Here is a 20,941-nt window from a genome sequence, read left to right on the forward strand (position 1 = left end):
TAGCGCGCCGCATGTCACGCCCAACGGGAAGGCGCGCGAGCGGCCCGTCGGCACATCGAATCAGAGCATGGATGTCATCGTCATTGGCGGCGGGATAGCGGGCGTCGCCACCGCCTATCACCTGCGCGCGGCCGGCCACCGCGTCTGCGTCGTCGAACGGCACGCGACCGTCGCGCAAGGCGCCACTTACGGACAAGGCGGCGCCGTGCTGCCCACGCCGCTCGACGTCTGGTTCGGCCCGACCTTCATGGCCAGCCGCCACAACGCGAAAAACGGCGTGATCAGCAAGACCGGCTTCAACGGGCCCGCGCGGCAGTTCGTCAAGCGGCTCGCCGAGCTGCAGGAACCCGAGGCGTTCGCGCGCCAGTACGCGCTGCTGCGCCCGCTGATCGAAGCCTCGCGCGAATCGATGGCCGACGTGGAAGCGCGCTTCGGGCTTGAATTCGAACAGGCAAGCGGACTGCTTTACCTCGTGCGCGCCGCTCACGAATGGGAACAGAACTCAGCCGCATTCGATCTGCTGCGCCGGTTCGAGGTGCCGCATCACGTGCTGACACCAGCCGAATGCGCGGCCTTCGAGCATGCGGTGCCGACCGAGCCGGCATTCGCGGGCGGCGTGCTGTTCGAGCACGAGCGCACCGCGAACTGCCCGCTCTTCGCCAAGCTCGTCAAACAGACTCTCGATATCGAGGGCAGCGTGCAGTTCATGCTGGGCCGCGAAGTCTCGGCGATCCGCCTCGAAAGCCAGCGCGCGACGGTCGAACTCACGCCGCGCGACGACGTGCTGCGCGCACGCGAAGTCGACGTGGTGCATGCCGACGCGGTCGTGGTCGCGGCCGGCCACGGCAGCCTCGCGCTGCTCGAGCGCGCGGGCCTGCGGCTGCCGCTGCATGCGCTGCGCATCCATACGCTCGTCGCGCCGATCGCGCACGAGGAATGCGCGCCGCACGTGGCGATCGTCGATGCGGTCAAGCGCATCGGCATCAGCCGCATGAACCATCGGCTGCGCATTGCCGGCGGCGCGGTGCTGCAAGGCGCGAGCCAGCTCGACAAGCCGCTCGGCGAGGCGCTGACCAGTGAGGCGCTCGCGCTGCTCGGCCAGGCGACGCACGACTGGATTCCGGGCGCCGCGCGGATTTCGGCGGCGCTGCCGTGGGAAGGCGTGAAGCTGCTGTCGCCGGATGGCTTACCGGTGATCGGCAACGCGCTGCATCCGCGTCTGTTCGTCAACGCCGGACATGGGCCGGCGGGCTGGGGGCTGGCCTGGGGCTCGGGCCGGCTCGTCGCCGATCTGATGACGGAGCAGGCGTCGGCGCTTCCGCCGGAAACGCTCGCGGCGTTGCGGCCGGAGCGGTTTCAGTAAAGCTCGTGCCAGGACGCGTGGGGCTGGCGGCGGTTCTTGCCGGTTTCTGGCGTTTTGCTAGTTCTTGGCGTTTTGAGTTCCAACGCCGGCAGGCCGGTTTCTCCCTCCGGCTATGTCGCGACAAGACGCGCTCAAGGCGTGACGGTCCATGCGGTCGCGATACCTCGATCAAGGCTGGGGGCTTATCCGCTGCCCCTCATTACGCCGACTCATTGGCGCACGCCCTCACCGCTCGCATGCCGGGCGTTCCGCCGCGCACGCGGCGACGTCGCCACACAGCACGCGCCCATCGACACGACATCGGCACTACCATAGCGATTCCCAAGCCTGCCCGCCTCGCCGCGGGCGCACCGCCGGATTCGCCATGACAGACGCAGAAAACTCGCTACCCACGTTTCTCGGTCCGTTGACCGCCCCGCCCCATCGCGCGCTGCCACTACTCACGCTGAACGATCTGAGGATCGCCGAATCGCAGGCCGCCGCCGCGCTGCCCGAGCACACGCTGATGGCGCGCGCAGGTCACACCGCCGCACGCTTCCTGCTCGAACGGATCGCCGCCGACACGTCGGTGACGAAATCGCAGCAACGTGTCTGGTTGATCGCCGGCCCCGGCAACAACGGCGGCGACGCGCTGGTTGTAGCAACAGAGTTGCACAAGGCTGGCGTCACCGTGGAGCTCTGCATGCCGGTCGAGGTGAAGCCGGCCGACGCGCGCTGGGCGCTCGACCTCGCGCGCGCCGCCGGCGTGCCGATTAGCGCGGCGGCGCCCGCCTCGCTCGATGGCTATGGCTGGCTCGTTGACGGCATGTTCGGCATCGGCCTCGTGCGGCCGCTCGATGGCGTGTTCGCGAGCGTCGCGCGTCTGCTGTCGCAACGCAGCGCGACGCGTCCGACGCACGGCATCGTGCTTGCGCTCGACGTGCCGAGCGGCCTCGATGGCGACACCGGTACGGTGGTCGGCGGCAGCGGCGCAGCGACTGTCCGCGCGACGCACACGATCACGTTCATCGGCGCGAAGCCGGGACTTTTCACCGCGCAAGGCCGCGACCTCGCCGGCCATCTGATGCTCGCGCCGATCGGCTTGGGCAGAGGGGTCGATGGTGGTGGCAATGGCGATGCGAGTGGGGCTGTCACTGACGCGAACAGTGATGCGGACCACGCTGCGAGTCGCGCTATGGGACACGCGGCGAGCGGCAGTACGAATCACGGTGCAAGCGGCGGTGTGGAAAGCGGCACGGGCAGCGACACAAGCAACGATACGAGCAACGGCAACGCCATCAACAGCACAAACAGCCGCCTCCTCAGCACCCCGCTCGCCGCCATCCGGCTAAACGCGCCCGACCTCTTCGGCGCCTTCATGCCGCCGCGCGATTTCGCGACCCACAAGGGCACGTTCGGCAGCCTCGCGGTGGTCGGCGGCGACACCGGCATGTGCGGCGCGGCGATCCTCGCGGCGCGCGCCGCGCTCTACGCGGGCGCGGGCAAGGTCCACGTCGCGCTGCTCGGCGACGGCGCACCGCCCTACGATCCACCGCATCCCGAACTGATGCTGCACGCACCCGACACACTGCCGCTCGACACAATGGACGCGCTCGCGATCGGCTGCGGCATGGGGCAACGCGAACGCGCGACGCAAGTGCTGCGCGACGTGCTGCAACTCGACGTGCCGAAGCTTCTCGATGCCGACGCACTGAACCTGATCGCACAAGACCCCGCACTTGCCGCCGCAGTGGCCGCGCGCGGCGCGCAAGGCGATCCCTGCATCCTGACGCCGCATCCGCTCGAAGCAGCACGCCTTCTCGGCAACGACGCGCCCGCCGTGCAGCGCGACCGCCTTGCCGCCGCACGCGCGCTCGCCGCGCGCCTCGCGAGCGTAGTCGTGCTGAAGGGCGTCGGCACGATCGTCGCGGCGCCGGACGGCCGCCTCGCGATCAACCCGAGCGGCAACGCCGCGCTCGCGTCGGGCGGCACCGGCGACGTGCTCGGCGGCATCATCGGCGCCTTGCTGGCACAGCATCTGCCGCGCTATGAAGCGGCGCTCGCGGGCGTCTATCTGCACGGCCTCGCCGCCGACATGCTGACCGCGCAAGGCCGCGGCCCCGCGGGTCTGACGGCCGGCGAACTCGCGCCGATGGTGCGCGAATTGATCAACCGGTTGTTCTATCCGCCGACGGTTGCATGATGGGGACATGAGGCGGGCATAAAGCGGGCGTGAATCGGGCATGAAGCGCGAGCGATGTGCGCTTCATGCGGAGATCGTGTGTGCCGGAATTGCGCTGACCGATCGCAAGTCTGTCGCGTCGAGCGCTGGCGACCGGTTTTCGCTTTGAGCCTTCGCTTTGAGCATTTTCGCCCCCAGCCTTTACACCAACGCCCGCACCACTCATCCCAACCTTTGCGTTCGCGCTCAAGGCACTGCAGCCCGTCACGCATCCCCGCTATACTGGCTGTCTGCGCCGCGTGCCGGATCGATCGCGCAGGGTGACGAAATTCAGCGCTCGCATGCATCGCACTTTCGCGAGATTCATGCAATCCACGCAATTCGCGAGCTTGCAAGGCTGACGGGCATTGACCGCACACTGGCCGCCGCCCTCACCCGACGAACCCGGCCGCGCGGCATCGCTCTGACTGCATCGCCGCATCACTCTCGGCCGCGCTTCAGGCGCGCGCCTTTTCCTCGTGCCCCTTGGTTAGACGGACGCTATGACCCAGAACTCGCTCCCCTCCTGGTCCTCGCTGCAGACGCATTACGAGAAGATTCGCGATGCGCATCTGCGCGACTGGTTCGCCCCCGAGAACGATCCCGCCCCCACTCGCGCCGAGCGCCTCACGTTCGGCGGCGGCGGTCTCGCGGCCGATTTCTCGAAACACCGCATCACCGACGAAACCCTGAAACTGCTCGTGCAGCTCGCGCGCGAAGCCGGCGTTGAAAAGCGCCGCGACGCGATGTTCGCCGGCGAAGTGGTGAACCCGACCGAAGGCCGCGCCGCGCTGCACACCGCCTTGCGCGCCACCGATCCGAACGCGCCGTTCTTCGCCGAGGTACAGGCCGAGCGCGCCAAAATGGCCGCCTTCGCCGAGCAGGTGCGCAACGGCCAGTGGACCGGCTATACCGGCAAGCGGATTCGCCACGTCGTAAACATCGGCATCGGCGGCTCGGACCTCGGACCGAAGATGGTCGTGCACGCGCTGCATCATCTCGCGACGCCCGAGATCGACACGCACTTCGTGTCGAACGTCGACGGCGCCGATCTCTACAACGTGATGCAGCAGATCGATCCCGAAGAAACGCTCGCGATCATCGTCTCCAAGACCTTCACGACGCTCGAAACGATGACCAACGCGCGCTCGCTGCGCGACTGGTTCGTCGAGAAAGGCTGCCCGGAAAGCGCGCTCGCAAAGCATTTCGTCGGCGTGTCGGCCAATACGGCGGAAGTGGTCAGGTTCGGCATTGCGAAAGAGAACGTGTTCTCGATGTGGGACTGGGTCGGCGGCCGCTATTCGCTATGGTCGGCCGTGGGTCTGTCGATCATGATCGCGGTCGGCCCGCGGCAGTTCGACGAACTGCTCGCCGGCGCCAACGAGATGGACCAGCATTTCCGCAGCGCACCGCTCGAAAAGAACCTGCCGGTGCTGCTCGGCATGATCGGCATCTGGTATCGCAACTTCTTCGGCTCGCAAAGCTACCTCGTTGCGCCGTATTCGGAAGCGCTGCATTTCCTGCCCTCGTATCTGCAGCAGCTCGAAATGGAAAGCAACGGCAAGTCCGCGCGGCTCGACGGCGCGATGGTCGACTATCCGACCTCGGCCGTCACGTGGGGCGAGCCGGGCACGAACGGTCAGCACGCGTTCTTCCAGATGCTGCACCAGGGCCCGACGATCGTGCCGATCGATTTCATCGCGGTGTTGACGCCCGAGCATCCGCTTGCGAGCCATCATCCGAAACTGCTCGCGAACTGCTTCGCGCAGAGCGAAGCGCTGATGCTCGGCCGTACGCTCGACGAAGCGAAGAAGGTGGCCGGCCCGGACAAGCCCGAACTCGCGCCGCACCTCACGTTCCCCGGCAACCGTCCGACCGCGACGCTGCTCGTCGATGCGCTCACCGCGCGCACGCTCGGCGCGTTGATCGCGCTCTACGAGCATAAGGTGCTCGTGCAGGCCTCGGTGTGGAACATCAATCCGTTCGATCAGTGGGGCGTCGAGCTGGGCAAGATTCTCGGCAAGGTCGTCGAGGCCGATCTGGGCGCGGCGAGCGCCGACGTGAAGCAGCATGATTCGTCGACGTCGGCGTTGATCGCACGGGCGCGCGCGGCGTTGAAGCGCTGAAGCATCGGGCGTGGATGGCGTGGGGTTCGGTGCGGGTTCGAGTGCGAGTGCGAGTGCGAACATCATGCGCTCGGGCCACGCGCCGCGAAGCGGATACACGTCCTGAAGCGGAATAACAAAGCGGGCTGCTATAGCCCGCTTTGTTTTTGCATCGACCGCCTTCGGGTCCGGTTACGCCGATGCGCGGCTCACGCCAGCCGCCCCGCTTCGATCGTCACCGTCGTGTCGCAACGGCGCGCGAGTTCGATATCGTGCGTGACGAGCACGAGCGTCGCGCCGTTCGCGCGATTCATCTCGAACATCAGATCGATCACCGCGTGGCCGGTGGCGGCGTCGAGGCTGCCGGTCGGTTCGTCGGCGAACAGGATGGCCGGATGCGTGACGAACGCGCGCGCGAGCGCGACGCGCTGCTGCTCGCCGCCCGACAGGAGCTTCGGATAATGACCGGTACGCTGCCCGAGCCCTACCTGTTCGAGCAGATGACGCGCACGCGCCGCGGCCTCGCGCGTGCCGATGCCGCCTTGCAGTTCGAGCGGCAACGTGACGTTTTCGAGCGCGGTCAGATGCGGCATCAACTGGAATGACTGGAACACGAAACCGACCGAGCCGCTGCGCAGCGCGGCGCGCTCGTCCTCGCTCAATTCGGTGAGTTCGCGGCCAAGCAGCCGAACCGAGCCCGAACTCGCGCTGTCCAATCCCGCGAGCAAGCCGAGCAGCGTAGACTTGCCCGAGCCGGATGCACCGACGATCGCCACGCTGCTGCCGGCGTCGATGGCAAGATCGATGTCGTCGAGAATCGTCAGTTCGCCCGTCGCATCCTTAACCCTCTTGCACAAACCCCGCACTTCAATGACTGGATCAGTTCTGTTTGGCATGGTGAAGCGTAGGTTGAAAGTGCGCGCCATCGCCCCTCGCGCCGCGGCGCTGACTGCGGCATTCGGCGCGACCCTGATGGCTGCCGCCGTGTTTTCGATGTCCTCGCCGGCGCATGCGGCCAATGCGCCGGAACCCGCGAAGCCCGTGATCGTCGTGCTCGGCGACAGCATCTCCGCCGAATACGGCCTGCCTCGCGACACGGGCTGGGTTGCGTTGATGCGCCAGCGGCTCGCCGAAAAGCGCATCGATTATAGCGTTGCCAATGCAAGCATCAGCGGCGACACCACGAGCGGTGGACGGGCGCGCATGCCCGAGCTGATGCTGCGTCTGAAGCCGAGCATCGTGATCGTCGAGCTCGGCGCCAACGACGCCTTGCGCGGCGTGCCGCTCTCCACGACCGCGGACAACCTGCGCACGATCATCGAACAGGCGCAGCAGGGTCACGCGAAGGTCGTGCTGATCGGCATGTACGTCCCACCCAATTACGGCCCCGACTACACGCAGAAGTTCCATGGTCTGTACGGCCAGCTGTCGAAGGAGTTTAACGTGCCGCTCGTGCCGTTTTTGCTCGCCGGCATCGCGGACAAACCGGAGATGTTCCAGGCCGACCAGATTCATCCGGCGGTGCAGGCACAGCCCCTGCTACTCAACAACGTGTGGCCCGCTGTCAAGCCACTCCTTCGCACAAGTTCGCCGCACTGAAAACTGCCAACGACTTGTTTCCGGAACTTGGGGAACACGGATCGCCGGAGTCGTCCCGATACTCCCGCAATCCCGTGCGACCCGGCTCGCTTCCCGAGCGACTCCTGAGGAGATAACGTGAAATACCTACCGTTAATCGCTTTGACCGTTGCCCTTTCGGCCTGTGCCGCCCAACCGCCGGCCGGCGTTCAATCCGTCGGCCAAAGCCAGCAGCCGCCCGGCGCCGTCGCCAGCTGCATCGCGCAGAAATGGGCGGACGCTTCGCAACAACAGGTGGTCTCGCAGAACACCCTCGCCAACGACCAGGCCGTGGACGTCTACGTGCCGGGCCAGCAGCCGCCTAACGGCGCGGCCGCGGTGGTGCGTCCGTCGTACAGCGGCAAGGGCACGTGGGTCGGTTTCCGCTCCAATGGCGCGGCCGGCAGCGAGGCCACCGGCGCGATCAGCGGATGTTTGTAAGGTGAGGCTGTGAGGTGAGGCTATGAAGCGGGGATGAGGCCGCGCGTTGCGTGACTCACCGTGCATGCTTCCCGCGCTATCGGCCAATGAAAAAGCCCCGCGATTGCGGGGCTTTTTCGTAGGTGCAAAACGCTGCGGGGCGCTTTGCTGTGCTTCGTTTTGCTTTGCCCTGGCGAGCGCCGCTTACTGGTCGCCCGTCTGCGCGCTGCTGTCGAGCGAGCCGTAGTACTTCACCTTCGAGCGCTCGCGCAGCGCCTTCACGAAGGCTTCCGACTGCGACTGCGCGTCGATCTGCGCGATCTGCTGCTGCGCCGCGGCAAGACGCTGCGGATCGGCCGGCGCGGCGGCCACGACCTGGTTGACGCGATAGATCGCATAGCCATCGTCGCCGAGATCGACACCGACGTAGGCCGGCAATTTCTGCGCATCCGCCTTGTAGATTGCACTCAGTGCGGCGGGCGGCACGCCCTGCGAGTCGTTGCGCGACACCTTCAGCGGCGAGGAGAAACCCGCCGTCGTCTTCGACTTCTCGAACTCGGCCAGCTTCGCGGCGCCGTCCTTGTGCGCGGCCTCGTTCGACTGGACCGCGATCACCTTCTGGCGCACCGCATCCTTGACGACATCGAATGCCGGCACCGCGGCGGGCTTGTAGTCGGTGACGTGCGCGGCGATCAGCGTGTTGCCGCCGACGTCGATCGCCTGCGTGTTGTTGTGCGCGGACACCGAATCGCTCGCGAACACGGCTGCGAGGAACTTCGCGTTGTTCAGCGGGCTGTCGGGCGGCAGCTTCGGGTCCGGCTGCGGCGTGACCGTCGCGGTCTGTACCTGCAGCTTGTACTTGTCGGCGGCCGGCTGCAGGCTCTTCGCCTTTTCGTAGACGAGCGACGTGAAGCCTTCCGAGTTGTCGGTGAACGCCTTGGCCGCCAGTTGCGTCTTCAGCTCGCCGGCGATCTGGTCCTTCACTTCGTCGAACGGCTTCGTGACCGCCGGCTTCACGTCCGTCACCTTGACGATGTGGAAACCGAAATCGGTCTGCACGATGCCGCTGATCTCGTCTTTCTTCAGCGCGAACACCGCATCGTCGAACGCCTGGCCACCCGCGATCATGCCGCGGCCGAAGTAGCCGAGATCGCCGCCCTTCGCTGCCGAGCCCGGGTCCTGCGAGTTCTGTTGGGCGATCTGCGCGAACTGGTCCGGATGCGCCTTGACTTGCGCGAGCAACTCTTCGGCCTTCTGCTTCGCCTTGGCCTTGTCGGCCGCGCTCGCGTCTTTCGGCGCCGCGATCAGGATATGGCTCGCACGCACTTCGCCTTCGGTGCGGAAGTGCGCGATGTTGTCGTCGTAGTATTTCTTCAGGTCCGCGTCGCTCGGTTGTGCCGATGCGCTGAGTGCGGCCGGCGACATCACGATGTACTGGATCGTCGCGGTGGCCGGCGTCGCGAAATCGTTACGATGCGCGTCGTAATACGCCTGCAGTTGCGCGTCGGTCGGCTGGATCTGCGCGGCATAGTCACGCGGATGGAACGCGATGCCCTGCACTTCACGCTGCTGCTCGGCCAGCTCGGTCAGATGCTGCGCGAGCGTCTTCGAGGTGAACGAGCTTGCCTGAATGCTCGCGGGCAGCTGCTGCATCGACAGGCTGTAGCGCACGCGCTCGTCGTACTGGTCGGGCGTCATGCCCTGCATCGCGAGCAGTTGCTTGTAGCGGTCGAGGTCGATCGAGCCGTCGGGATTCTTCAGCGACGAAATCACCGGGTCGGCCAGCAACGCGCGGCGCACGGCTTCATCCGATGCGGTCAGGTGCAGGCGCTGCGTTTCGTCGGCTAGCACGCGCTGCTCGATCATGCCGTCGAGCATCTCGCGACGGCGCTCCGGCGTATCGAACGCCTTCATGTCGAACTGCGCGCCGAGCATCTGACGCGCGCGGTCGAGCTGCTGACGCATCGCGTCGTCGTACTCCACGCGAGTGATCTTGTGACCGTTGACGCTTGCGACGTTCGTGCTCTCGTCAAAGAAGCCGCGGAAGCCCTGAATACCCACAAAACCCAGCCCCGGCAGAATGACGAGGACGAGCATGAACATCATCAGGCGTTGGTGGTTGCGGAAGAAATCGAGCATGCGTGAGGGGTGCCAAAAACAGAACGCCCGATCTTACAACAGCGGGCAATAAAAAAGGCGAACCGGAGTTCGCCTTTCGTGGATACTGGCGGAGTGGACGGGACTCGAACCCGCGACCCCCGGCGTGACAGGCCGGTATTCTAACCGACTGAACTACCACTCCTTATACTGCGCTTTTGCTGCATTCGCTGCCTGAAATACGGCTGCCGAATCATGAAACTGGTGGGTGCTGAGAGGCTCGAACTCCCGACCTACGCCTTGTAAGGGCGCCGCTCTACCAACTGAGCTAAGCACCCGTTTCGTGATTCAGTGCTTCATTCCTTGCTGCCGATGTTATGCCGATTTACGCGCCCGATCCGCGATCCGATCAAGCAACCTATTTCAGGCGATTCCTCAAGCAGCAAGCCCGTTAGTTTAGCGCATCCTTCAGCGCTTTGCCAGGCCTAAATTTGGGAACTTTCGCGGCCTTGATGTTGATCTCGGCGCCAGTGCGCGGATTCCGACCGGTGCGCGCAATACGCCTGCCGACTGCGAACGTGCCAAAACCGACCAGCGTCACCGAATCGCCCTTCTTCAACGTACCTTTGACGCCGGTAATCACGGCATCGAGTGCACGGCCTGCCGCAGCTTTCGAAATATCGGCCTGCTGCGCAATGTGATCGATCAATTCCGTCTTGTTCATTCCTGTCCCCCGAGAATGTGTATGGAATCGTGATGGCGCTTTCCAGCGCCTGCTTCACGCGACCGGCGGCAATGCCGGGCCGGCTCATTAGAATTAGCCGAAACCCTCGTGTCAAGCGGGGTTGAGCCGGATGAGCGCTGTTTGGGAAGCGCCTTTCGATCAGCCGATATTGCGACGGCTGGCTCGATGGCGTGCGTGTTTGCGATGAATCGCTGTTCGCGCTTTCAGCGTCTTTTTGAAGTGAGCGTGCAAGACACTCACGGGACTTTATGAACTTCGCGCAGGCAATAAAAAACCCGCGGCCGTAACCGCGGGTTTTTTGCTTCAGCCGAGCACTTCGCAACCGAATGCTTTAGCGCGTTCTCGCGAGCGTCAGTGCTTCACGACTTCCGTTGCGGAATCCTTGCCTGGCTCGGCCGCGACAGGCGCTGCCGGCTTCGGCTCTTCTTCTGGCAACGGTTGCGGCACACGTTCGAGCGCCAGTTCGAGCACCTTGTCGATCCAGCGGACCGGCACGATTTCGATCGCGTTCTTCACGTTGTCCGGAATCTCGGTCAAGTCCTTGACGTTCTCCTCCGGAATCAGCACGAGCTTGATGCCGCCGCGATGCGCCGCGAGCAGCTTCTCCTTCAGGCCGCCGATCGGCAGAACTTCGCCACGCAACGTGATTTCACCCGTCATCGCGACATCGGCACGCACCGGAATACCGGTCAGCACCGACACCAGCGCGGTCGTCATCGCGATACCGGCCGAAGGACCATCTTTCGGCGTCGCGCCTTCCGGCACGTGGATGTGAATGTCCTGCTTCTCGAACGCTTCGTCCTTGATGCCAAGACGACGCGAACGCGAACGCACGACCGAGCGCGCCGCTTCGACGGATTCCTTCATCACGTCGCCGAGCGAACCCGTGCGGATCACATTGCCCTTGCCCGGCATCACTGCGGCTTCGATGGTCAACAGATCGCCGCCCACTTCCGTCCACGCGAGACCCGTGACCTGGCCCACCTGATTTTCCTTTGCGGCCAGACCGAAGTCGTACTTGCGCACGCCGAGGAAGGTGTCGAGGTTACTGCCGTCGACCTTCACCGCGCCTTCGGCCTTCTTCAGCAGAAGCATCTTCACGACCTTGCGGCAGATCTTCGACACTTCACGCTCGAGCGAACGCACGCCCGCTTCACGCGTGTAGTAGCGAATGATGTCGCGGATCGCGGTTTCCGTCACTTCGATCTCCCCATCCTTGAGACCGTTGTTCTTCTTCTGCTTCGGCAACAGGTAACGCTGCGCGATGCTGACTTTCTCGTCTTCCGTATAACCCGACAGACGGATCACTTCCATCCGGTCGAGCAGCGGCGGCGGAATGTTCAGCGAGTTCGACGTCGCCACGAACATCACGTCCGACAGATCGAAGTCGACCTCGACGTAGTGATCGGCGAACGTGTGGTTCTGTTCCGGATCGAGCACTTCGAGCAGCGCCGACGACGGATCGCCGCGGAAATCCTGGCCCATCTTGTCGACTTCGTCGAGCAGGAAGAGCGGATTGCGCACGCCGACCTTGGTCAGGCTCTGCAGGATCTTGCCCGGCATCGAGCCGATGTACGTACGACGATGGCCACGAATCTCGGCTTCGTCACGCACGCCGCCCAACGCCATGCGCACGAACTTGCGGTTCGTCGCGCGCGCGATCGACTGGCCGAGCGAAGTCTTGCCCACGCCCGGGGGCCCGACGAGGCACAGGATCGGCGCCTTGACCTTGTCGACACGTTGCTGGACCGCGAGATATTCGAGAATGCGTTCCTTCACCTTCTCGAGACCGAAGTGGTCTTCGTCGAGCACGCGTTCTGCATTCGAGAGGTCGTTGTTGACCTTGCTCTTCTTGCGCCACGGCAAGCCGATCAGCGTGTCGATATAGTTGCGCACGACGGTCGCTTCCGCCGACATCGGCGACATCAGCTTGAGCTTCTTCAGCTCGGCGTCGGCCTTCTTCTTCGCTTCCTTCGGCATGCGCGCGGCCGTGATGCGCTTCTCGAGTTCTTCGAGGTCCGCACCTTCCTCGCCTTCGCCGAGTTCCTTCTGGATCGCCTTGACCTGTTCGTTCAGGTAGTACTCGCGCTGGCTCTTCTCCATCTGACGCTTCACGCGCCCGCGGATGCGCTTTTCGACCTGCAGGATGTCGATCTCGGCTTCGAGTTGCGCGAGCAGATGCTCGAGCCGCTCGATCACCGGGAACATCTCGAGGATGTGCTGCTTCTGGTCGAGCTTGAGCGGCAGATGCGCCGCGATCGTGTCGGCAAGACGCCCGGCCTCGTCGATGCCCGACAGCGAGGTCAGGATCTCCGGCGGGATCTTCTTGTTCAGCTTCACATACTGGTCGAACTGCGACACGATCGCGCGGCGCAGCGCTTCGGTTTCAGCGCTGTCGGCGTGGTCGGGTTCGAGCGGCATGACTTCGCACGAGAATTGCGTTTCCTGCTCTTCGATGGAAAGCGTCTTCGCGCGCTGCAAGCCTTCGACGAGCACCTTCACCGTGCCGTCGGGCAGCTTCAGCATCTGCAGGATGTTGGCAACACACCCTACTTCGTACATGTCCTTTTCGGTCGGCTCGTCTTTCGCAGCCGTTTTCTGGGCGACGAGCATGATGTGCTTGCCGCCTTCCATCGCTGCTTCGAGAGCCTTGATCGACTTCGGGCGGCCTACGAAGAGCGGAATCACCATGTGCGGGAAAACGACTACGTCGCGCAGCGGGAGCAGCGGCAGCGTAATGCGTTCCGGCGGGAGGAGTTGGGTTCCTGACATTTCATTTCCCCATGAGTGGAATCAGTTCGTTCGATAGGTGAGGCCAGCAGAAAATATTGCAAGCCTTCGCGTGTGGGAAAAGTTCAGAGACTCCGAAGATTCAATGACTCCATAGTGAAAACAATCAGCCTGACCACACGATAAACGAAAAAGCCGTTCACGTCGCCATGAACGGCCTTTTTGCAGAACTCTAAAGCCGATCAGTTCGAACCCGCGACCTTCGGCGCGTCTTCGTAGATCAGCAGCGGTTTGCCGTCGCCATCGATGACGTTGTCGTCGATGATGACCTTGCTGACGCCTTTCATTTGCGGCAGGTCGTACATCACGTCGAGCAACGCCTGTTCCAGAATGGAGCGCAGACCCCGCGCGCCCGTCTTGCGGCGGATCGCCTTGCGCGCCACGGCCTGCAGCGCGGCGGGCCGGATCTCGAGTTCGACACGCTCCATGTTGAAGAGCTTGTGATACTGCTTGACCAGCGCGTTCTTCGGTTCGACGAGAATTTTCATCAGCGCCGCTTCGTCGAGCTTGCCGAGCGTGGCAACCACCGGCAGACGGCCGATCAGCTCGGGAATCAGACCGAACTTGATCAGGTCTTCCGGTTCCACTTCGCGCAGCACTTCGCCGGCGTCGCGGTCCTGCTTGCTCTTCACGCTGGCGCCGAAGCCGATGCCGGTCTTCTCGGTGCGATCGACAATGACCTTCTCGAGGCCGTCGAACGCGCCGCCGCAGATGAACAGAATGTTCGTCGTGTCGACCTGGATGAAGTCCTGGTTCGGATGCTTACGACCACCTTGCGGCGGCACCGATGCCATCGTGCCTTCGACCAGCTTCAGCAGAGCCTGCTGCACGCCCTCGCCCGACACGTCGCGCGTGATGGACGGGTTGTCGGACTTGCGGCTGATCTTGTCGATTTCGTCGATGTAGACAATGCCGCGCTGCGCCTTGTCCACTTCGTAATTGCAGTTTTGCAGCAGCTTCTGAATGATGTTCTCGACGTCTTCGCCGACGTAGCCGGCCTCCGTCAGCGTGGTTGCGTCGGCAATCACGAACGGGACGTTCAGAAGGCGTGCCAGCGTCTGCGCGAGCAACGTCTTGCCGGAGCCGGTCGGGCCGATCAGCAAGATGTTGCTCTTCGAGAGTTCGATCTCGTCTTTCTTGTCGAGATGCTTGAGACGCTTGTAGTGGTTGTAGACCGCGACGGCGAGAATCTTCTTCGCGCGCTCCTGGCCGATCACGTATTGATCGAGAATTTCGCGAATTTCTTGCGGAGTCGGCAGGTCGGACTTCGACAAGCCCGCCTCGATTCCCGCACCCGCCGCTTCGTCGCGAATGATCTCGTTGCACAGGTCGATACATTCATCGCAGATGAACACCGACGGGCCAGCAATCAGTTTCTTTACCTCATGCTGGCTCTTGCCGCAAAACGAGCAATACAACAGCTTTTCGCTGTTAGAACCTTTCTTGTCCGCCATAGATGTGTGAGCCTCCGGACACCGGATTACATGATACGCCGTTTGCCCCCGCCTCGCAGTTCGGGCAAGACAGGACTAGTGAGCAAGATAACGGCGTTTGCCGCAGACGCCCGGACGGATGTTGACCATTTCACAACCGAGCCGATGACGTTTTTGCCCCAATTTCTGGACAAAACAGCGGAGCAAAACCGTACCAGATCAAGGACGCTTGTGCGCGACCTGATCGACGAGACCGTAGGCTTGCGCATCATCGCCGGACATGAAATTGTCGCGATCCGTGTCGCGCGCGATGCGCTCCACAGGTTGACCCGTATGGTGCGCGAGCAGATGATTCAGCCGATCCTTCAAATACAGAATCTCGCGTGCCTGGATTTCGATGTCCGACGCCTGGCCGCGCGCACCGCCGAGCGGCTGGTGAATCATCACGCGCGAATTCGGCAGCGCAAAGCGCTTACCCTTCGCGCCGGCTGCCAGCAGGAACGCGCCCATGCTCGCCGCGAGCCCCATGCACAGCGTCGACACGTCGGGCTTGATGAATTGCATCGTATCGTAGATCGCCATACCCGCCGACACGGAACCGCCGGGGCTGTTGATGTAGAACGAGATGTCCTTGTCCGGATTCTCGCTTTCGAGAAACAGCATCTGCGCGACGACGAGATTGGCCGTCTGGTCGTTCACTTCGCCCACGAGGAACACGATGCGTTCCTTCAGCAGACGCGAATAGATATCGTACGAGCGCTCGCCCCGGCCGCTCGTTTCCACGACGATCGGCACCAGACCGAGTGCCTGCGCTTCGAGATCCCGGGACGACTGGGAGGTCAACGTGTCCAGCATTTGGGCGCGAAAGGTCATGCAATGGATCCTTGTCTGGAAATATTCTGGATGTAGATGCGAGACAGGTTGGTGCGACGAGCCCGTATTCAAGTGCACGATCGGTGCGTGCGCGCCGCGCGATCGCATGCGGCACTACGCATCTTCACAGCACAAAAAAACGGCGTGCGGGCCGTCGCTCCGACAGCCGGCACGCCGCGTTGCAGCGACGCTTAAGCTTGCGCCGTTGCGTTTGCCAGTTCTTCGAAGCTCACCACCTTGTCCGTTACCTTGGCCTTGCCGAGGACGAAATCGACGACGTTGGCTTCAACGACGTACGCTTCCATTTCAGCAAGACGTTGCTGGTTGGAATAATACCAGCGGACGACTTCCTTCGGGTCTTCGTAGCTTTTCGCGAATTCGTCGACTTCGGCGCGGATCTGCTCCGGCTTCGCCTGCAGTTCGTTAGCCTTCACGAGTTCGGCCAGCACGAGGCCCAGCTTGACGCGACGCTCTGCCTGCTCCTTGAACATCGCGGCCGGGATCGGCGCGTCCTTCGCGTTCGGCACGCCGCGCTGCTCCAGATCCTGGCGAGCCATCGCCACGAGGCGCTCCTGATCCTGTTCGATCAGCGCGTTCGGCACGTCGAGTTCCGAGATCTTCAGCAGCGCGTCCATCACCTGGTTCTTGACGATGGCTTGCGTGCGACGCTTCGCTTCGCGTTCGAGGTTGTCCTTGATTTCGGTGCGCATCTTGGTCAGATCGCCGTCTTCGATGCCGAGCGACTTCGCGAATTCAGCGTCGACTTCCGGCAGATGCGCCCACTCGATCTTCTTCATCGTGACCGTGAATTGCGCGGTTTTGCCCGCCACGTCCTTGCCGTGGTAGTCGTCCGGGAACTTCAGGTCGAATTCCTTCGCTTCGCCGACCTTCAGGCCGAGCGCCGCCGTTTCGAACTCCGGCAGCATGCGGCCTTCGCCGAGCACGAATGCGAAGTCTTCGGCGCTGCCGCCCTGGAATGCTTCGCCGTCGAGCTTGCCGACGAAGTCGACCGTCACGCGGTCGCCGTCTTTAGCCGCCGTGTCCGCGCCGCCGTCGCCGTGCTCGCCGGCTTCGCCGCGAGCGTGGAAGTGCACGCGCTGCTTGCGCAGGATGTCCAGCGTGCGGTCGATTTCTTCTTCGCTGATCGTGGTCGTGGTGCGCTCGATTTCAGCCTCGGCGACGTCGCCCAGTTTCACTTCCGGATACACCTCGAAGGTCGCGTCGAACGCGTAGCTGCCTTCCACGGCCTCGGCCTTCGGCGCGAAGCTCGGCTGGCCCGCGACGCGCAGGTTCTCCGTGCGGCTGATGTCGAAGAATTCCTTGCCGACCTTGTCGCTCAGCACTTCGGCTTCCACCTGACCCGAATACTGTTGCGTCACCATTTTGAGCGGCACCTTGCCCGGGCGGAAACCCGGCATGCGCACGTTCTTCGCGAGTTGACGGATACGCGAATCCACTTCCTTCTGCACGGCATCCTTCGGCAGGGAAATCGTCACGCGGCGTTCGAGCTTGCCGAGGTTTTCAACAACGTTTGCCATGGCTTCAATCGTCCTAAAATTATTCGAGCGAATCAGTTATATCTTCTCCGTGCCGCTGCTCGATGTCGCTTCGCGCCGATTGCGCCGCGATTGCATCGATCTCGCGCCTGCGCCGCGGGCTGCAGGCCGCCAGCAGCACGGTTGAGTCCAAAGAGCCAAATATTTTAGCAAACTATTTGCGCGCTTAGCCGGGATTCGATGATTGCATCGATTTTTCCCCGCATTCAGGCCGCTTTGTGGGCCATTTCGCGGTGTTTTTCGTCTGCATGGCGCCGTTTTCGAATGCCCTCCTGATGTCGCCGAGCAAGTCCCTCGTACTCGTGCGCGAGCGCTTGACGAACTTGCGTTCGAGCGCATGCGACTGCCGTGTCTTTCCGGCCGATTCCGCCTATGCCGTTCGACATATTCAGCCGACGCGCCCATGCTGCTAAGCTAACGACCTCGGTTGGGCCTGCCCATCGCCGACTCGCTTCACCCGCCGCGCCATTGCTCACAACGACTCAAATTTTTCAGAGACACCATGCCGAACTCGTCGCCCTCGCCCGTCGTCGTCATCGCTCCCGATTCATTCAAAGGCTCGCTCAGCGCAGAACAGGTCGCGCAGGCGATTGCATCCGGCATCCAGCGCGCGCGCGCCGACGCCAGCGTGCGCATCTGCCCGATGGCCGACGGCGGCGAAGGCACGCTCGACGCCATGCTCGCGAGCGGCGGCGAACGCCGCTCGCTGAGTGTGCGCGGCGCGGCGGGCCCCTTGCGTGAAGCGCTTACGGGCTTGCTCGCGGACGGCAGCGCGATCGTCGAAACGGCCGAGATCGTCGGCATTACGGACCCCGTGGGAATGGGCGTGCCCGTCGAGGCGCGCAGCACCTACGGCATGGGTGAAGCGATTCGCGCGCTGCTCGATGCCGGCGTGCGGCGCTTTTTCGTGGCGCTGGGCGGCAGCAGCACGAACGACGGCGGCGCGGGTCTCCTGACCGGCCTCGGCCTGAAGCTGTTCGACGCGCAGGACAACGAGCTCGAAGGTACGCCCGAACAGCTCGCCCATGTGGCGCGCGTCGACGTTTCGCAACTCGACGCGCGGCTCGCCGACACGAACTTCGTCGGCATGTCGGACGTGGACAATCCGCTGACCGGCGAGCACGGCGCAACCGCCGTCTTCGGCCCACAGAAAGGCGTCAAACCGGAACAGGTCGCACCGATCAACGCCGCGCTCGCGCGTTTTGCCGATCTGCTCGAAGCCGCGCTCGGGCGCACCGCGCGCGATCAGCCGGGCGCGGGCGCGGCCGGCGGCCTGGGCTTCGCACTGCACATGCTCGGCGCGCAGTTCGAGCCCGGCGCGGAAACGGTCGCGCGGCAACTCGGGCTCGATGCCGCGCTCGCGGGCGCCGACTGGCTAATTACGGGCGAAGGCCGCTCGGACGTGCAAACGCTGCACGGCAAGGCGCCCTTCATCGCCTGCGCCCATGCACGTGCCGCGGGTGTGCCTGCCACGCTGCTCTCGGGCGCCGTCGATCCCGCCGCGTTGCCGCGCCTTGCCGAACACTTCAGCGGCTGCTTTTCGCCGGCACCGGGGCCGATCACGCTCGACGTGGCGATTCGCGATGCGGCACGCCTGCTCGCCAACGAAGCTGAACAGCTGACCCGATTGAAATACGGCGTGCGTTGACCCGCGCAACGGCTGCGGCAACAATCACGACGCCACGACCGCTCCACTCACTACGGGACGACCATGAAGGACTCCGTTAAAGCCGGGCTCGAGCAGTTCCTCACGTACCGTCTGCATGTGCTGACCAAACTGGCCGAGCGCGGCATCGGCGAGCGCTATCAGGCGAAGCTCGGCGTGACGCTGCCCGAGGCGCGCGTGATTGCGTCGGTGGGCTCGTTCGGGCCGTTCTCGATCATGGAACTGGCGCGGCACGCCAATCTCGACAAAAGCCAGGCGAGCCGCGCCGCCGAAGCGCTGATCCGCCAGGGGCTCGTGCAACGGCAGCCGAGCGCCGACGACGGCCGCGTCGTGCTGGTGTCGCTCACGCCCGAGGGCCGCGCGCTGTATCGCAAGGTGATGCCAATCGCGCGCAGGTGGAACGGCGATATGTTCGCCTGTCTCGACGACGACGAGAAAGCCGCGTTCGGCACCGCACTCGACAAGGTCATCGATGCGATGCTAGCGCGCGAGTAGCGCTTGCACGACGCGCGGCGAGTGCAAGTGCAAGCGCGGGCATAACGCGCCACCGCGCGACAACCGGCCACGCATGTCAGAATCCGGCCTTGGCCAGCGCGCCTTCATTCGTTTTTTCATCCAGGGAAGTTGCAGTGGACATCAACAAACAGCTCGCGGCACTCACCGCGTCAGAACTCCAGACCGCCGGCGCGAGCCAGGCGACAGCGATCGCGCTCAGCGTCGTGCTGCGTCATCTTCGTTCGCCCGAACTGGCGAAACTGCTGTCGTCGGCATTCGAAAACCATCAGGCAGTCATGCTGCAAACGCCGTGGCCGGATCAGATGCTGCAGGCTTTCGAATCGACGCGCCGTTTCCTCGAAGGCGCCGCTCAGGCGGAGTTGCCAGGCTCGCAGCAGCAGCCGGGAACGCCGGACGCCTGAATCGCCCGGCGCCAGCGGCCACCTGGCACAGCGCCCGCGCCCGCATGCATGCAACCGCGGGCACAGGCCGTATGACAAGCCTGGCCCGAAAAGTCTGAACGCAAAACAAAAAACCCCGTCGGTCCAAAGACTTGACGGGGTTTTTCGCTACAGATAAATGGTGCGAGGGAGGGGACTCGAACCCCTACACCCTTGCGGGCGTCAGGACCTAAACCTGGTGCGTCTACCAATTTCGCCACCCTCGCAGCCGGGCACGCCGCGATGCGTCTTGCCCGCTTGTCCTGTTCGCTCAAAAGCACGCACAAGGCGCGCCCAAAAGCGTAAGCGCGAGATTCTAACCGATTGATTCGCGCTTGTCTGCCCCTGCCGATATCTGCGCGAGCGGCGCCGATGCTACAATTTTCGGCTCGATGCAAAGGCGCCGCGACATCCGCCGAGCACTCTTCCCGTCAGTCCTTCCTCACACGCCAAGCCAGTGAATTTCGACGAATACTGCCAGCAGAAAGCGGCGCCGCCAGGATCGGGCACCTACTATGCGCTTCGCCAGGCGCGCGCGGCCAGTCAGCCGCTGTTGACGGCGCTCTTCGCATTGCGCCGCGAGTTCGAGGAGACGGTCAAGGAAACGAGCGACCCCACCATCGGCCGCACGAAGCTCGCCTGGTGGCAAAACGAAATCGCCGCGCTGGCCGGGGGCTCGCCGTCGCATCCGGTATCGAAGGCGCTGGCTGCGTATCTGCCCGATGTGAAGATGGAATATCCGGCATTGCAGGAACTGCTCGGCGGCTTCGAGATGGACCTCGACCAGGCACGCTATCTCGACTATCCGAATCTGCGGCGCTACGTGCGCGGCGTCGGCGGCAGCTTTGCGGCGCTGGTTTCACGCGCCGCGGCGCCTGCCGCCCACGACGCCGCACCGGATTCGAACTGGGCCGCGCCGCTCGGCGAGGCGCTGATGCTTGCGCAGTTCGTCGCGGAAACGGGCAACGACGCACGCCACGGGCGCATCTACATTCCGATCGACGAGATGCAGCGCTTCAACGTCACCGCGGCCGATCTGATCAACCGCAAATACACCGACGCGTTCACGGAGCTGATGCGCTTCGAAACGAGCCGCGCGCGCGATGCGGTGCAGACCGCGCTCGCCGCGGTGCCCGCCGGC

Annotated in this window: 16 protein-coding genes and 3 tRNA genes; 9 read left to right on the forward strand and 10 right to left on the reverse strand. The window is 63.9% G+C overall.

Annotated elements, in window-relative coordinates; all coding sequences use genetic code 11:
• Positions 1-67: 67 nt before the first annotated feature.
• The 3 genes from F3J20_RS07620 to pgi all read left to right on the forward strand — a co-directional run bounded on the left by F3J20_RS07620 (position 68) and on the right by pgi (position 5,689).
• The gene (locus tag F3J20_RS07620; protein ID WP_167282880.1) at positions 68-1,363 is read left to right on the forward strand and encodes an FAD-dependent oxidoreductase; all 1,296 of its coding nucleotides are present in this window, start codon (positions 68-70) and stop codon (positions 1,361-1,363) included.
• Between the two features lie 364 nt (positions 1,364-1,727).
• Positions 1,728-3,545, forward strand: a complete 1,818-nt coding sequence (locus F3J20_RS07625) for an NAD(P)H-hydrate dehydratase (RefSeq protein WP_167282882.1) — start codon at positions 1,728-1,730, stop codon at positions 3,543-3,545.
• A gap of 521 nt (positions 3,546-4,066) precedes the next feature.
• The gene (gene pgi, locus F3J20_RS07630) at positions 4,067-5,689 is read left to right on the forward strand and encodes a glucose-6-phosphate isomerase (RefSeq protein WP_167282883.1); all 1,623 of its coding nucleotides are present in this window, start codon (positions 4,067-4,069) and stop codon (positions 5,687-5,689) included.
• A 188-nt stretch (positions 5,690-5,877) separates the two neighbouring features.
• Here the strand turns inward: pgi and F3J20_RS07635 are convergent, their stop codons facing one another.
• Positions 5,878-6,564 (reverse strand): ABC transporter ATP-binding protein, encoded by a 687-nt coding sequence (locus F3J20_RS07635; protein ID WP_167038264.1) that lies wholly within the window; start codon positions 6,562-6,564, stop codon positions 5,878-5,880.
• Between F3J20_RS07635 and F3J20_RS07640 the strand changes: the two genes are divergently transcribed.
• Both F3J20_RS07640 and F3J20_RS07645 read left to right on the forward strand, forming a co-directional pair.
• The gene (locus F3J20_RS07640; RefSeq protein WP_167282885.1) at positions 6,563-7,267 is read left to right on the forward strand and encodes an arylesterase; all 705 of its coding nucleotides are present in this window, start codon (positions 6,563-6,565) and stop codon (positions 7,265-7,267) included. The genes F3J20_RS07635 and F3J20_RS07640 overlap by 2 nt on opposite strands.
• 117 nt (positions 7,268-7,384) lie before the next feature.
• Positions 7,385-7,726, forward strand: coding sequence for a hypothetical protein (locus tag F3J20_RS07645; protein WP_167282886.1), 342 nt, complete (start codon positions 7,385-7,387; stop codon positions 7,724-7,726).
• Positions 7,727-7,909: 183 nt separating this feature from the next.
• Here the strand turns inward: F3J20_RS07645 and F3J20_RS07650 are convergent, their stop codons facing one another.
• The 8 genes from F3J20_RS07650 to tig form a co-directional block, all read right to left on the reverse strand.
• Positions 7,910-9,844 (reverse strand): SurA N-terminal domain-containing protein, encoded by a 1,935-nt coding sequence (locus F3J20_RS07650; RefSeq protein WP_167038270.1) that lies wholly within the window; start codon positions 9,842-9,844, stop codon positions 7,910-7,912.
• Between the two features lie 86 nt (positions 9,845-9,930).
• Positions 9,931-10,007, reverse strand: a tRNA-Asp gene (locus tag F3J20_RS07655).
• A 57-nt stretch (positions 10,008-10,064) separates the two neighbouring features.
• Positions 10,065-10,140 (reverse strand) — tRNA-Val (locus F3J20_RS07660).
• 113 nt (positions 10,141-10,253) lie between these two features.
• Positions 10,254-10,526 (reverse strand): HU family DNA-binding protein, encoded by a 273-nt coding sequence (locus tag F3J20_RS07665; protein WP_167038272.1) that lies wholly within the window; start codon positions 10,524-10,526, stop codon positions 10,254-10,256.
• 372 nt (positions 10,527-10,898) lie between these two features.
• Positions 10,899-13,319, reverse strand: coding sequence for an endopeptidase La (lon, locus tag F3J20_RS07670; protein ID WP_167038274.1), 2,421 nt, complete (start codon positions 13,317-13,319; stop codon positions 10,899-10,901).
• A gap of 200 nt (positions 13,320-13,519) precedes the next feature.
• Positions 13,520-14,791 (reverse strand): ATP-dependent Clp protease ATP-binding subunit ClpX, encoded by a 1,272-nt coding sequence (clpX, locus tag F3J20_RS07675; protein ID WP_085481416.1) that lies wholly within the window; start codon positions 14,789-14,791, stop codon positions 13,520-13,522.
• Between the two features lie 198 nt (positions 14,792-14,989).
• Positions 14,990-15,643 (reverse strand): ATP-dependent Clp endopeptidase proteolytic subunit ClpP, encoded by a 654-nt coding sequence (gene clpP / locus F3J20_RS07680; RefSeq protein ID WP_167038277.1) that lies wholly within the window; start codon positions 15,641-15,643, stop codon positions 14,990-14,992.
• A gap of 191 nt (positions 15,644-15,834) precedes the next feature.
• Entirely contained in the window at positions 15,835-17,181 is a 1,347-nt protein-coding gene (tig, locus tag F3J20_RS07685; RefSeq protein WP_167038279.1) for a trigger factor, read from the reverse strand.
• A 520-nt stretch (positions 17,182-17,701) separates the two neighbouring features.
• Here tig and F3J20_RS07690 point away from each other — a divergent pair.
• The 3 genes from F3J20_RS07690 to F3J20_RS07700 all read left to right on the forward strand — a co-directional run bounded on the left by F3J20_RS07690 (position 17,702) and on the right by F3J20_RS07700 (position 19,782).
• Complete coding sequence (locus tag F3J20_RS07690) at positions 17,702-18,847, forward strand: glycerate kinase (protein WP_167282887.1); 1,146 nt, start codon at positions 17,702-17,704, stop codon at positions 18,845-18,847.
• 63 nt (positions 18,848-18,910) lie between these two features.
• Complete coding sequence (locus tag F3J20_RS07695; protein ID WP_167038283.1) at positions 18,911-19,360, forward strand: MarR family transcriptional regulator; 450 nt, start codon at positions 18,911-18,913, stop codon at positions 19,358-19,360.
• 134 nt (positions 19,361-19,494) lie between these two features.
• Positions 19,495-19,782: a hypothetical protein gene (locus F3J20_RS07700; RefSeq protein WP_167038285.1), complete on the forward strand. Its 288-nt coding sequence runs from the start codon at positions 19,495-19,497 to the stop codon at positions 19,780-19,782.
• 158 nt (positions 19,783-19,940) lie between these two features.
• Here F3J20_RS07700 and F3J20_RS07705 read toward each other — a convergent pair.
• Positions 19,941-20,027 (reverse strand) — tRNA-Leu (locus F3J20_RS07705).
• A gap of 230 nt (positions 20,028-20,257) precedes the next feature.
• Between F3J20_RS07705 and F3J20_RS07710 the strand changes: the two genes are divergently transcribed.
• Positions 20,258-20,941: squalene/phytoene synthase family protein (locus F3J20_RS07710; RefSeq protein ID WP_167282889.1), on the forward strand; the 684-nt coding region annotated here is incomplete at its 3' end.

This window comes from Paraburkholderia sp. Cy-641 (assembly GCF_011752945.1).
Lineage (GTDB): Bacteria > Pseudomonadota > Gammaproteobacteria > Burkholderiales > Burkholderiaceae > Paraburkholderia.